13 protein-coding genes and 1 tRNA gene are annotated in these 12,194 nt (G+C 43.8%); 4 read left to right on the top strand and 10 right to left on the bottom strand.

Annotation, left to right across the window (positions count from 1 at the left end; all coding sequences use genetic code 11):
- Window positions 1-105: 105 nt before the first annotated feature.
- Together BLP80_RS04600 and BLP80_RS04595 are read left to right on the top strand one after the other, a co-directional pair.
- Window positions 106-1,275, top strand: a complete 1,170-nt coding sequence (locus tag BLP80_RS04600; protein ID WP_090540588.1) for a J domain-containing protein — start codon at window positions 106-108, stop codon at window positions 1,273-1,275.
- A 531-nt stretch (window positions 1,276-1,806) separates the two neighbouring features.
- A complete protein-coding gene (locus tag BLP80_RS04595) occupies window positions 1,807-2,736 on the top strand; it encodes a DUF2490 domain-containing protein (RefSeq protein WP_256324951.1) in 930 nt (309 codons plus the stop codon).
- A gap of 94 nt (window positions 2,737-2,830) precedes the next feature.
- Here the strand turns inward: BLP80_RS04595 and ychF are convergent, their stop codons facing one another.
- From ychF to minC, 10 genes are all read right to left on the bottom strand, one after another.
- A complete protein-coding gene (gene ychF, locus BLP80_RS04590) occupies window positions 2,831-3,922 on the bottom strand; it encodes a redox-regulated ATPase YchF (RefSeq protein WP_090540584.1) in 1,092 nt (363 codons plus the stop codon).
- Window positions 3,923-3,982: 60 nt separating this feature from the next.
- Complete coding sequence (pth, locus tag BLP80_RS04585) at window positions 3,983-4,561, bottom strand: aminoacyl-tRNA hydrolase (protein WP_090540582.1); 579 nt, start codon at window positions 4,559-4,561, stop codon at window positions 3,983-3,985.
- Window positions 4,562-4,701: 140 nt separating this feature from the next.
- Complete coding sequence (locus tag BLP80_RS04580) at window positions 4,702-5,307, bottom strand: 50S ribosomal protein L25/general stress protein Ctc (RefSeq protein WP_090540580.1); 606 nt, start codon at window positions 5,305-5,307, stop codon at window positions 4,702-4,704.
- A gap of 63 nt (window positions 5,308-5,370) precedes the next feature.
- Window positions 5,371-6,321 (bottom strand): ribose-phosphate pyrophosphokinase, encoded by a 951-nt coding sequence (locus tag BLP80_RS04575; protein WP_090540578.1) that lies wholly within the window; start codon window positions 6,319-6,321, stop codon window positions 5,371-5,373.
- 148 nt (window positions 6,322-6,469) lie between these two features.
- Window positions 6,470-6,544: transfer RNA gene (locus BLP80_RS04570), tRNA-Gln, on the bottom strand.
- A 6-nt stretch (window positions 6,545-6,550) separates the two neighbouring features.
- Complete coding sequence (ispE, locus tag BLP80_RS04565; protein WP_090540575.1) at window positions 6,551-7,393, bottom strand: 4-(cytidine 5'-diphospho)-2-C-methyl-D-erythritol kinase; 843 nt, start codon at window positions 7,391-7,393, stop codon at window positions 6,551-6,553.
- Window positions 7,394-7,435: 42 nt separating this feature from the next.
- Window positions 7,436-8,071 (bottom strand): lipoprotein insertase outer membrane protein LolB, encoded by a 636-nt coding sequence (gene lolB, locus BLP80_RS04560; RefSeq protein ID WP_256324950.1) that lies wholly within the window; start codon window positions 8,069-8,071, stop codon window positions 7,436-7,438.
- Between the two features lie 117 nt (window positions 8,072-8,188).
- A complete protein-coding gene (gene minE / locus BLP80_RS04555; RefSeq protein WP_090540571.1) occupies window positions 8,189-8,491 on the bottom strand; it encodes a cell division topological specificity factor MinE in 303 nt (100 codons plus the stop codon).
- A complete protein-coding gene (gene minD / locus BLP80_RS04550) occupies window positions 8,491-9,300 on the bottom strand; it encodes a septum site-determining protein MinD (RefSeq protein ID WP_090540569.1) in 810 nt (269 codons plus the stop codon). Before minD ends, minE begins: the two co-directional genes overlap by 1 nt.
- A 24-nt stretch (window positions 9,301-9,324) precedes the next feature.
- Window positions 9,325-10,074 (bottom strand): septum site-determining protein MinC, encoded by a 750-nt coding sequence (gene minC / locus BLP80_RS04545; RefSeq protein WP_256324949.1) that lies wholly within the window; start codon window positions 10,072-10,074, stop codon window positions 9,325-9,327.
- A 325-nt stretch (window positions 10,075-10,399) separates the two neighbouring features.
- Here minC and BLP80_RS04540 point away from each other — a divergent pair, with 325 nt between their 5' ends.
- Both BLP80_RS04540 and BLP80_RS04535 read left to right on the top strand, forming a co-directional pair.
- The gene (locus BLP80_RS04540; protein ID WP_090540567.1) at window positions 10,400-10,915 is read left to right on the top strand and encodes a Slp family lipoprotein; all 516 of its coding nucleotides are present in this window, start codon (window positions 10,400-10,402) and stop codon (window positions 10,913-10,915) included.
- Window positions 10,916-10,921: 6 nt separating this feature from the next.
- Entirely contained in the window at window positions 10,922-12,193 is a 1,272-nt protein-coding gene (locus BLP80_RS04535; protein ID WP_090540565.1) for a YfiM family lipoprotein, read from the top strand.
- Window position 12,194: the final 1 nt, after the last annotated feature.

Raw genomic sequence — 12,194 nt, 5'->3', positions numbered from 1 at the left:
GCTTAGAAACATATCATCTTTTCAGTGTCTCTACTGCGCGGGCACTCTGAGGAGTGATTGGAACTCTAACCCCCTTCACCCACTAATCGACTATATTGGAGAACTATGTCCCACCAATCCGATTTATTTGCTGATGAAACAGCTACTTCTCAGCAAACTGCAAATAACTCAGCTACTGCACTAAAACTGACCGCACAAAATTCCCGGCCAACTTCGGGTCAACAGCGCTTCAACCGCTTACTCGAGCGTATCGAAAAACTCAAGCATCAGCTGGTCGAGGTACAAACCATCAGCGATGCGCATCGCCCGCTATACCACCAGACGCTGGCGCCACTTCATGAGCGTCATCGAACGCTCACACGGGAAATGGTGCTGTGGCTAGATGAACGATTGCAACGCAAAGGATTGAGTCCCACCCAAAAAAGTATTGCCATCACGATTTTGTGCAATCTCTGTGAACAGCTTGCGGCTCAAGGTGACGAGGAAATGCAAATCCTGCATGACAAGCACAGCACCGAAAGCCTGGCACAAAAAGAACAAGCCAGCATTAGGGAAATGCGTGCGATGATGGAAGACATGCTAGGTGAACCGCTGGCCGGCGATGAGCCGCTGGATACCATGCATGATGTGTTTAGCGCCGGCATGGCGCGGTTGCGCGAGGCTGAAGCCGGAGAAGAAACACGCCAGCAAACCCGGGAACGTAAAAGAAAACCCACTGCTGCCCAGCTTAAAGCTGCAGCAGAGCAACAGGAAGCAGAAATTACTCTGCGCAAGGTATTTCGTCAGCTCGCCAGCGCATTGCACCCCGATCGCGAGAACGACCCCGATGAACATGCTCGCAAAACGGCTTTAATGAGCGAAGCCAACGCCGCTTATGATCGCCGTGATTTAGTTGCACTCCTGCAGATCCAACTGCGCACCGAACTTACTGACACGGCATCCATCGCCAAAATGGCAGAAGAAAAAATCGCCTCACTGACGCTGTTACTCAAGCAACAAGCCCAGGAACTCGAAGACGAACTGCACCATCGGCGTCACGCTGTGCGCAATGAATTCGGTCTCAGTCCTTACGAAACCCTGAGTACAGCCAATCTAAAGCGCAACCTGAAGAGGGAGGAAACATCCCTCAAACAGGATTTGAACGCCATGCGGCAGGATTTGCAGCAGATCCAAGACGACAAGTTCTTCAAACGCTGGCTGAAAGATCAGCAGCGACTCTCTCGAGCAAACTTTATTGATGACCTCGATGATTGGATGATGGAATCATTTAAGTAACATAGTACTTAACCCGAATATTTCATAAATTGGCACGTGCCCTCACTTGTCTTTTGATTAATAAAAAAGATTTTGCTCAGCCGGGTGTATGAATCACTACACCACGCCCTCTCAAAACTTCCCTATTAATCAAAATCCTGCGTGATCATCACGCGAATTTATGAAATATTCGGGCTAGTGGATCGTTCCAGTAAAACCATTACCGTTCGCGGTGAGCCTGTCAAACCGCTAAGCAACTGACATCGGCCCTCGACAGGCTCAGGCCGAACGGCGTTTTCTGTAACCGTTATGCTGGAACGGTCTACTAGTCGGTTAGCTTGATTTTGCTTTCCCCATCCTCTCACCAGTTTACTCAGTCTAAGAAAGAAGCAGATGTTACGTGCTATAAAGTAACTCTTCCGATCAAAAATACGACCCTGACAGTGGTTTTTGTCAGCAATATAAGATGCTTGTCAAGGCATTTTTTTTGCTCCAAAATACCTTCTCTCAACACTTTCTTAATATTTTCTTAACACTTTCTTAACATTTCTTATGGTACGCTACGCCCCCGCAGCGTTTCGCTTTGTAACATTAGCCCACTTAAAGACAAGTAAAAGCTACCTAATCTTTCTTCTAATTGCTCAACGTAATAAGTTTTTAAGTAGATTTTCTTTTTTTAAATACATACATAAGAAGAAAGTTAAGGACTTCTATCAACCAAAGGAAAAACATATGTTTAAAAAACTAAAACTTTTTACAGTATTCACTGCGTTTAGTTTGCTGTCGGTTCCCGCCTTAGCTGAAGATGTTGACACTGACTTCCAAACCTGGGGTCAAATTATGGCGAATGTAAATTTAGGCAATGTAACCGGTAATGAAAATTTGAAAAACTGGAGACTCTGGCTCGAAGGACAGGGGCGTTTTGGCAATGATTCCACCCAATTTACTCAATCCCTGATACGTCCAGGCATAGGTTATGCCATTAATGACAAAATTACGATTTGGGCAGGTTATGCCTGGGCACCAACCGCTGAGCCAATCTCAGGCGCACAGGGCCCCTATGATGAGCACCGGATCTGGCAACAATTAATCTATACCGATAATTTCTCGTTTGGTAGATTCCAATGGCGCAGCCGCTTTGAGCAACGCTTTTTTGATCATGATGTTCCTGATCCCGGTAAAAACGATGTGGCCTATCGGTTCCGCCAATTAATAAAACTAGCCATACCCATGCCTTTTATCTCTCCGAATCTTAGCTTTATAGTACAGGATGAATTGTTTATTGCCATGAATACGCCTCAGAAAGGCTGGATTACCAACGGTCTTGATCAGAACAGGGGTTTTGTTGGGCTAGGTTGGAAGTTCAATCAAATGGCCACCGGTGAAATCGGTTATATGAACCAATATATCAATAGGCCACATAACCCCCGCCCGGATCAAATGATGCATATTGTGGGCGTCAACTTGTTTCTGAATTTCTAATCACTAAAACATCTGCCCTTATATCTCAATCATTCAGACATAGGGGCAGACCATATCAAGTAATTTTCATACGCCGATAGCGTACAGCAATAATCTACACATTGAAGCGGAAGTGGATCACGTCGCCATCGTTTACAACATATTCCTTACCTTCTAGACGCATTTTTCCAGCCTCTTTGGCACCTTGCTCGCCGCTATAAGCGACAAAGTCATCATAGGCAATGACTTCGGCGCGGATAAAACCTCTTTCAAAATCAGTATGGATCACCCCCGCTGCTTGCGGAGCAGTATCCCCTTTGTGAATCGTCCATGCGCGCACTTCCTTGACACCCGCGGTAAAATACGTTTGCAGTCCGAGTATTTGATAAGCAGCGCGAATCAGGCGGTTTAAGCCGGGCTCTTCCAGATCAATATCTGCTAGAAATACTTGCTTGTCTTCATCAGATAGATCCGCAATTTCTGCTTCGAGCGAAGCACAGATAGCAACAACCGGCGCTCCCTCGCCTGCCGCATACTCCTGAACGCTTTGCAGCAGTGGATTGCTCCCAAAACCACTATCCGCAACATTGGCCACATAAATGGTGGGCTTTGATGTCAACAGACACAATGATTTCAGAAGTGGTTGCTGCTCTTTCTCTAACGCCAGGCTCCGCGCTGGCCGGCCGTGATCAAGATGAGCGTGTAATTTCTCCAGCATGCTCACACATCGGATACTCTCCTTATTGCCCGATTTGGCCAGTTTGGCTTCTCGTTGCAATGCCTTTTCCACTGTGGCCAAATCAGCCAGCGCGAGTTCAGTATGAATTACTTCGATATCCGAAATGGGATCCACCTTGCCCGCCACATGCACCACATTGTCATCAGCAAAGCAGCGTACCATATGAACAATCCCATCTGTTTCACGGATGTTTGCCAGAAATTTATTGCCTAGTCCCTCGCCTTTGGACGCGCCTGCCACAAGACCCGCAATATCGACAAATTCGACAATAGCAGGCTGTACTTTCTGGGGATTAACAATTTTACTGAGCTTCTTGAGGCGCTGATCAGGCACCTCGACCACGCCCACATTAGGATCAATCGTACAAAAAGGGTAATTCTCAGCAGCAATACCCGCTTTGGTTAGTGCATTGAAAAGTGTTGATTTACCCACATTAGGCAGGCCAACGATGCCACACTTCAGGCTCATAATCTGATTCTTATTGAATTTCTAGTAAACGGGAAAATACACAAAATAAAAAGTGCCGCTTTAGGTCTCTTTTTGTTTTGTGTGCAATTTATGCATCGCAGCAGAGTAATCGCCGCTTGCAATGAGTGGCCAGATAACCAGGCTTCGCTGGATAGCGTCATCGATCAATAAAGCTTCTTCTTTTCGGGGTGGATGCAATACATAATCCGCCACCTCATTTTTATTTCCCGGATGACCTATACCAATTCTCAGACGCCAGAAATCCTTGGTAGCAAGACGTGAAATGATATCCTTAAGACCATTATGCCCCCCTGCCCCACCACCTAGTTTTAATTTGGCGGTGCCGGGCGGCAAATCCAGTTCATCATGAACGATCAGTACTTGGTCAGGAGAGATCTTATAAAAACGAGATAATGCTGCCACGGCCATCCCACTGGCATTCATGTACGTCTCCGGCTTAAGCAGCCATAACGGCTCATCACCTTGCATAATATTTGCACATAAACCATGAAACTTAGCTTCTGATTTGAATGGGATCCGTAATTCTCCGGCCAGTCGGCACAGCCAGTGGAATCCAACATTGTGACGAGTAGCAGCATATCTCTCCCCGGGATTACCGAGTCCCACAATGAGCTTCATTGATTACTTAGTTTGACCGCAACAGCAGCATTCCATCAAGGCTGGGTATGTTCATGTGCAATTGCTTAATTATGGGAATCGAAATACACAAGGGCGGTCCATTCTGTATTTCCAACTTATGGGATAAGGATCTGGTCTATTTAAGCACCCGCACCACCTTCTTCAGATTCACCTCCTCGCTGAACAATGAGAGTAGCCACGGGTAAATCATCCCCCCTAATCAGCGCAGAAGCTTCCACATTTTCTGGCAATTTGAGATCACTCAAGTGTAACGTACTACCCCCTACAGTCATTTCCGATAAATCTACCGTAATATACTCGGGCAAATCTTTAGGCAGGCATAATATATCCACTTCGGTAAGCACATGACTTATCATGCCACCCGATAGTTTTACTCCAGGCGAAAGCTCAGCATTAATGAAATGTAGCGGAACCTTCATGTGCATCTTTTTATTCCTATCAATACGCTGAAAGTCCACATGAAGTACCTGCGGCTTGTATGGATGCATTTGTACATCACGTAACAATACCTGCTCTTTAACACCTTCAACATTTAATGATAAAACAGATGCATGAAACGCTTCCTGTCTAAGCTTGTGAAATAAATTATTATGGTCTAATTCTATAGATTGTGCAGTCCCCTCTCCACCATAAACCACACCAGGAACTTTACCAGCTGTACGCAGACGGCGGCTCGCACCTTTACCCTGCAATTCACGTTTATTAGCATCAATTTCAATTTGCATTTCAATTCTCCAAAACAAGATTTATCCGCGACCAGATAAACCAAAAAATAAAAATATCTCCATTTACTCCATAAACAATGAGCTTAATGAACTCTCATTGCTTATTCGGAGCATGGTTTCACCCAGTAAATTCGCTACACTCAACTGACAAATTCGATCACATGCCTTGGCATCTCCACGTAATGGTATCGTATCAGTAACAACTACTTTATCCAGTTTAGAATTTGCAATTCGCTCCGCTGCCTTTCCAGACAATACCGCATGCGTAGAATAGGCAACGACCCTCTCAGCGCCTTCCTCTTTTAAAGCCCTGGCAGCTTCGCATAGCGTATTGGCTGTATCCACCATGTCGTCTATGATGACGCAAGTACGCCCCTTAACTTCGCCGATGATATTCATTACTTTAGATTCATTCGGTTTAGGGCGACGCTTATCGATGATGGCAAGATCACATTCTAAACGCTTGGCCAAATGTCTCGCCCTTACAACACCGCCCACATCAGGGGATACTACGATCAAATCCTGATAATTATGCTTCCATATATCACCGAGCAATATGGGCATTCCGTAAATGTTATCCACAGGTATATCGAAGAAGCCTTGGATCTGATCCGAATGTAAATCCATCGTCAAAAGTCGATCCACTCCAACGGTAGCAAGCATATTGGCTACCACCTTGGCTGTAATCGGAACACGCGCCGACCGCGGCCTTCTATCTTGACGCGCATAACCAAAGTATGGAATCGCTGCGGTAATGCGGCCTGCTGAAGCACGCTTCAAAGCATCCACAATCACCAATATTTCCATGAGGCTATCATTGGTAGGCGCGCAAGTGGATTGCAATACGAACACATCCTTGCCACGCACATTCTCAAGCAGTTCTACCATGATCTCACCATCGCTGAAACGAGAAACCGTCGCTCGTCCTAAATGAATATTGAGATACTTGACCACATCCTGGGCCAGTTGTGGATTAGCTGTGCCAGTAAAAACCATCAAGCTATCGTAAGACATGGTTAATGCTTTCCTGCTACTAACTGGAAACTGAAAAACATAGACCCCTCCTGGTAATACAAAGCTCGCCACATACTTTTAATTTATATGCTCTGATTCGAACCAGAAAACCAGTTACTTAAAATCGATTCTGATCATTACAGATGACTGGCTGGGGAGGTAGGGATCGAACCTACGAATGCCGGAATCAAAATCCGGTGCCTTACCGCTTGGCGACTCCCCAAATTCATTACTTTTCTAAAAAACTTTGCAATGGGTGAAAGGCTAATCCCTCTGCTACGAAACCACTCATCTCATTAGGCAATTGCTGAAATGCATGCCTTGCTGCCCGCTCATTTGCAAATTCGGCAAATACACAAGCACCTGAGCCACTCATTGCTACCAATGTCGTATTATTCAATTTCTTCAGCCATTCCAGACATCTTGCCACAACAGGGTATATCTGGCAAACCACTGACTCAAGATCATTACGTCCCTGCCAGATGGAAAAGGGCGGTATTGTGATAGGATTTGTATTTCGTGTCAATTCCTTGCTTGAAAAAATCTGTTCTGTTGAAACATGCACTGATGGTGTTAATACTAAATACCAGGCTGGTGGTAGTGCGATAGCTGAAAGCTTCTCGCCTATCCCCTCTGCAAAAGCATTCTCACCATAGATAAATATGGGAACATCAGCACCTAGCTCCAAACCTAATTCCATTAACTGGGCTCTTTTCCAATTCAGCCCCCATAAACGATTTAGCGCAAGCAAGGTAGTTGCCGCATCGGAACTCCCGCCTCCTAATCCACCGCCCATGGGAATGCGTTTCTCCAGAAAAATTTCCACCCCAATATTTTTGTGACTTCTTTGCTGCAATAATTTTGCTGCCCGAACACATAAGTCATTTTCTTCGGGCACGCCGGGAGTAGGCGTATGCAACTTGATGACGGAGTCATCTCTTAAAACAAATCTTAGTTGATCAGAGAAATCCAAAAATCTAAAAACTGTCTGCAACAGATGATACCCATCCTCCCGACGCCCAACGACATGCAGAAACAAATTAAGTTTGGCAGGCGCTGGAAAAAATTGCATATTCTTTGCGTTTCATAAGATATCTTCTAAAAATGAATACCATCAATCTTTGATTTTCCAATTATCGATGACCAATCTCAGTTTCAAGTCCACACGACTAAGCTCTAATACCCTTGGAAGGATATTATATGCTGGAACAGGCTGCGAAAAATAATCTAAATAAGTAATTTTCCAACCATCTTGCCTGATCGCCACTGTACGACCATTTGAGTCCAAATCCTTTTCAGACATTGTGAACGGAAAATGAGTACCTAGCACCCAAAACTGTAATCCGGAAAGAGGTAAACGCCATCCCAATACATCTTCTGTTAAATCTTCCACACTATTTGCATAATAAGTTTTTTGCTCTGAGGTAATCAGGTACACACCTTCTGGACCCCGATCAATCTGAGCAACAGTCTGCCCCAATGGTGAAAATAGCAGTAACTCGTCACTGATGTCTGTATGTTGCCAATGCACACCGCCTGAGAATCCATGTTTATCTGCTTTGACTAAAACTCTACCAATCAGACCAAAATCAGTAGCTGTCTCCTTTACTGTCCCTTCACTGGGTTGAGTAACAATTGTAGTAACGACTACTTCCCGGCTTTCAAATACTGCACAGCCTGCAAACATCGGAAGTAAGCACAGTAGTAACTTCCATACAAAAAGCTCATTATTTCTGATGCTATTGACCAATGGATATCTAACCTACGCTTTGTTTTTCTACATACACAGCAGCGAAGCACTCAGCTTACTGCTATTGCTTTGTTTCTACTTCAATTTATACGTCATTGCTTCACAGTAAAGTAGAGATTAACAAAGATCACCCTTGGAAACTTCCGGTGTACTTTTGCTGCTTTGAGTGTCAGGCAACACAATATTCAGCTCAAGCGTTTCTTGATTTTCATCTTGTTCAAATTTAACCGAAATAGCGTCTTGATCCACTTTGACATATTTACGAATGACTGCCAGTAATTCTTCTTGCAATTGTGGAAGGTAAGAAGGTTTATTACGATAATAACGTTCGTGTGCCACGAGAATTTGCAATCTTTCTTTAGCAACAGAAGCTGTTTTAGATTTAGATTTAGATGATCTAAAATAATCCAGCAGGCTCATTATTTTCCTCCAAAAAGCTTCCTAAGAAACCCTTTTTTACTTTCAATAAAACGATGGGGTCTTTTTTCCCCAAGATAACGCGCCACCACATCAGCATAAGCTTGGCCCGCATCACTTTTCTCATCCAGGATCACTGGAATGCCTGAATTAGAGGCATTCAGAACTGATTTTGACTCTGGAATAATCCCCAGTAAATGCAGAGATAATATTTCCTGCACATCATCCAGACTTAGCATCTCTCCTGACTCAACTCTCTTGGGATCATAGCGAGTCAATAACAAGTACTCTTTGATGGGCTCCATTGCTAACTCTGCTCTTCGCGATTTGCTTGCCATAATGCCAAGCATGCGATCCGAATCTCTGACAGAAGATACTTCTGGATTGGTCACGACAAAAGCATCATCCGCATAGTACATCGCCAAATGAGCGCCCTTTTCAATGCCAGCAGGTGAGTCGCACACAATATATTTAAAATCTTTAGAGAGCTCTTCCAGTATTCTTCCCACCCCCTCCAGACTTAAAGCATCTTTATCACGCGTTTGTGAGGCAGGCAAAATATAGAGCAGATTGCAGTTCTTATCACGGATTAATGCTTGATTGAGATTTGCCTCTCCATTGATCACATTGACGAAATCGTATACAACTCGCCGCTCGCAACCCATGATAAGATCAAGATTGCGTAATCCCACATCAAAATCAATCACCACTGTTTTATGCCCTCTTTTTGCCAATCCCATGGCAATAGCAGCGCTTGTGGTAGTCTTACCAACTCCCCCTTTGCCCGACGTTACGACAATGATTCTTGCCACTTGATTCTCCTTCGCTGAAATAGCCTATACTAATTCTTTTATTATCAAAGCATGGTTCTGCAAATAGATTTGAACTGGTTTTTTTCGAACTGTCTCTTTAAGATCCTCACTCGTCTTATAATCTCCAGCTATTGAAACAAGTTCAGCTTGTAAATCAAAACAGAATATTCTTGCATCCGTATTGCCTTGTACTCCTGCAAGCGCTCTGCCTCTCAATGTATTGTAAACATGGATATTACCTTCAGCCATGATCTCAGCACCCGCGCTAACCTGCGCCAAGATAACCAAATCGCCAGATACATAAATACGCTGACCCGAACGAACGGGTTGAGTAATGAGTGTCGCTGCATTATTCACGACCACTTCCTTAACAATCGTTTGGCGCTCAGGAACAGGTGCAGATACCTTGGGTATTTCAGTTGCCATACTTTGGCTACTTCGAATAGCATCTACTGGAATAAATATCGAGCTTGCCCGCTCATTCTGAGATTCGTTACCGCCACGTATTCCTATAGGAAATAAGCCAACCTTACGAATAAGTTCCACTAAACTCACAACATCTATTTCATCATTATTATTGTTCAATTCATGCAAATCAAACACGATGGGTGAGCTTTCGAAGAAATCCGGCGCTTGAGATACTTTTTGCTGCAATCGTTGCTCGATAACAGCCAAATCATTACTGTACAAAACCAAAACTGGCACAAAAAAAGTACTACTCCTAATTTCCAGTACCGGTTGGACATCGTGCATTTTTTCAGGATCTATCGACATCTGTTAAGTCAGCGGGTCACAATAGTAGAAGATAATATCGATATCAATTTATTTACCGACAGCAAGTATGCATTATACCTTTCAATCGAAAGGAGCAAATAATTTTACTCAGTATTTGAACAATTTAACCTCGATAGCCTTCCTTTATCATATTGCATGTGAGACTAATAACATTGCGATCCATTCAGCGTAATGGCCTTCTCTACCCCTTAAACTAGAATTATTTATTTCATTAATGGTCAAATAAGGTGGATACAATTCTTTCTAGGTTTGATGAGCCATTCCCCAAACATCGAAGACAAACCCATTTAGGAAAGGAGTAAATATGAAATCGTCTTTATCAATGATCAGTTTACTTCTTCTGGTAAGTGGTTGCACCAGTCTGCCACCTGCCATAAGGGATTTTCCCTTTATTCAGGTACCCTATCAAGCGGCCAATCAGGATATCAGCGCGTATAAGGACGTACCCGTCCGTTGGGGGGGCGTTATCATCGATGTAGAAAATGAAAAAGACTTCAGTCTAGTACAAGCTCTATTCTACCCCATTGATTACAAAGGATATCCACAGCTGAGCAAGAAAAATGAAGGTCGCTTTGTCATTGAAAGCAGTGACTTTCTTGATCCCGCCGTCTACACTAAAGATACTGAGATAACAGTCGCAGGAATACTCAAGGGTGACATTGAACGCACCATTGGCAATAAAACTATACGAGTACCGCTTATTTCTGCAACGGCAATTTACTTGTGGCCCAAAGATTATCGATACAATTATTATCCTTACTATTACGGCAACCCCTATTTCTATAGGGGTTACTATGGACCTTATCGTTACTGGTGGTAAAAAATTTTGGGTATATTTTTTCGGGTAATAGCAACCGGCTTATTAATATTTTTTCTTTCACCCCTAGCGATACTTTATCTCGCCATTGAAAATGGGCCTCAGGTTGATAGAGCTATCGCCATTGCTCCCAAGCATATTGAGCGCATTAAGCACATCATCGATACCCATCGTCACAAAGTTTATCCAGGAGAAATAGCAACCGCAAGAATTCTTCCGGAAGACTTTGATATGGGAATAAATTATTTGGCGCATCTTTTCATCAATGGCCGGGCACAGGCAGCGCTTGATGATGGCGAGGTGTTGCTTCGATTAAGCTATCCTATTCCCGGCAACGTACTGAGTGGTTATCTAAATTTTGAAACGACGCTTACTGAGACCAGCCATCTTCCGCTGCCTCAATCAATCCGAATTGGAAATCTCCAGTTACCAGAGTTCCTCACCAATCTATTAGCTCAACAATTTCTGCGTTGGCTACAAAATAATAATCCTGAATTTCGGGCAGGCTTGGATGCACTCCAGCAGATAAAAATATCTCAGGATGGACTCAATATCGTCTATCGCTGGGAAGGTGGTTTATTTGGAAAAGCAAGCAATATGGTCGTTGGTGCGCCTATCATGAGCAAACAGGAGCAAGAAAGAGTGTTTCGTTATCACCTCATGTTTGCTAATAATCAAAGCTTTAGAAATAGAGCAACCATTCCTCTCTCAGAATTTCTGGCTCGAGCAATGCATCTTGCCTCCAAACATTCAATTAATGGCAATCCTTTAGAAGAAAATCGCGCTGCCATTCTTGCAACAACATTCCATGTACTAGGCTTACCCTTTAAATTGTTTTTCCCGGAAGCAAGTAACTGGCCAAAACCTATTGGTCTTAAAGTCACCCTTGATGGGCGAGATGATTTTGCTAAACATTTTATGGTATCTGCCGCCATCACCGCTTATGCGGACACGATGCTTTCCGATGCGATCGGTCTCTATAAAGAGATTGAAGATTCACGGTCTGGAAGCGGTTTTTCGTTTAATGACATTGCAGCCAACCGTGCAGGCATAAAATTCGCTGAAAAAGCTGTTGCAAATCGAGCATCGGCACTAAAAATACAAAGGGTAATGGCAACTGAGCTAAAGGATACTGATTTGATGCCAGCCTGGTCTGATTTTCCAGAACATATGCCCGAATCAGAGTTTGTCGCTCGTTTTGGTAGTATCGATACCCCCGGATATCAACAATTGATAAAAAAAATCGAGCAGCGTGTAGCTGCTCTTAGAATACTCCGTTAAA

Origin of the sequence: Nitrosomonas sp. Nm132 (assembly GCF_900100485.1) — a bacterium.
In the GTDB taxonomy this organism is placed as follows: domain Bacteria; phylum Pseudomonadota; class Gammaproteobacteria; order Burkholderiales; family Nitrosomonadaceae; genus Nitrosomonas.
This window is presented reverse-complemented; position numbering and strand designations above follow the sequence as displayed.

Excerpts from the sequence above, each read along its gene's own strand:
- BLP80_RS04575 (WP_090540578.1), bottom strand. The coding sequence starts at position 6,321 with ATGTCTTACGATAGCTTGATGGTTTTTACTGGCACAGCTAATCCACAA.
- ychF (WP_090540584.1), bottom strand. The coding sequence starts at position 3,922 with ATGAGCCTGAAGTGTGGCATCGTTGGCCTGCCTAATGTGGGTAAATCA.
- pth (WP_090540582.1), bottom strand. The coding sequence starts at position 4,561 with ATGAAGCTCATTGTGGGACTCGGTAATCCCGGGGAGAGATATGCTGCT.
- BLP80_RS04580 (WP_090540580.1), bottom strand. The coding sequence starts at position 5,307 with ATGCAAATTGAAATTGATGCTAATAAACGTGAATTGCAGGGTAAAGGT.
- minE (WP_090540571.1), bottom strand. The coding sequence starts at position 8,491 with ATGAGCCTGCTGGATTATTTTAGATCATCTAAATCTAAATCTAAAACA.
- BLP80_RS04600 (WP_090540588.1), top strand. The coding sequence starts at position 106 with ATGTCCCACCAATCCGATTTATTTGCTGATGAAACAGCTACTTCTCAG.
- BLP80_RS04540 (WP_090540567.1), top strand. The coding sequence starts at position 10,400 with ATGAAATCGTCTTTATCAATGATCAGTTTACTTCTTCTGGTAAGTGGT.
- ispE (WP_090540575.1), bottom strand. The coding sequence starts at position 7,393 with ATGCAATTTTTTCCAGCGCCTGCCAAACTTAATTTGTTTCTGCATGTC.
- BLP80_RS04595 (WP_256324951.1), top strand. The coding sequence starts at position 1,807 with ATGGTACGCTACGCCCCCGCAGCGTTTCGCTTTGTAACATTAGCCCAC.
- minC (WP_256324949.1), bottom strand. The coding sequence starts at position 10,074 with ATGTCGATAGATCCTGAAAAAATGCACGATGTCCAACCGGTACTGGAA.